We start from the raw sequence: 379 nt of genomic DNA, 5'->3' as shown, positions 1-379 counted from the left end.
GGCCTGGCAATCCTCCGGTGCCTTCGACGTCCTGCTTGCGGCTGTGGGCGGCACGGACACGTTCCTCAAGGTCTACAAGGACAAGGATGCCAAGTTCGCCGCCGGGCCCGAAGTCGCCAAGGTCTTCAAGGCCGCGGACGATGCCCGCAAGATGGCGAAGAACACCAATGTGCAGGACTGGAACCAGGCGACCAACCTGGTCATCACCGGCAAGGCCGCTGGCCAGATCATGGGCGACTGGGCACAGGGCGAGTTTCAGGTTGCCGGCAAGACCGCGGGCAAGGATTACACCTGCCTGCCAGGCCTTGGGCTGAACGAGGTGATAGCCACTGGCGGTGACGCCTTCTACTTCCCGCTGCTCAAGGATGCCGACAAGAGC

The 379-nt window shown here is 63.3% G+C and carries 1 pseudogene; it reads left to right on the top strand.

Annotated elements, in window-relative coordinates:
- Nucleotides 1-379, top strand: a pseudogene (locus tag EN984_RS37510) (extracellular solute-binding protein); the annotation flags it as partial.

The sequence above is a fragment of the Mesorhizobium sp. M7A.F.Ca.CA.004.12.1.1 genome, from assembly GCF_003997835.1.
GTDB lineage: Bacteria > Pseudomonadota > Alphaproteobacteria > Rhizobiales > Rhizobiaceae > Mesorhizobium.
Note: the sequence above shows the minus strand (reverse complement) of the source record. Positions and strands in the feature narration are given on the sequence as shown.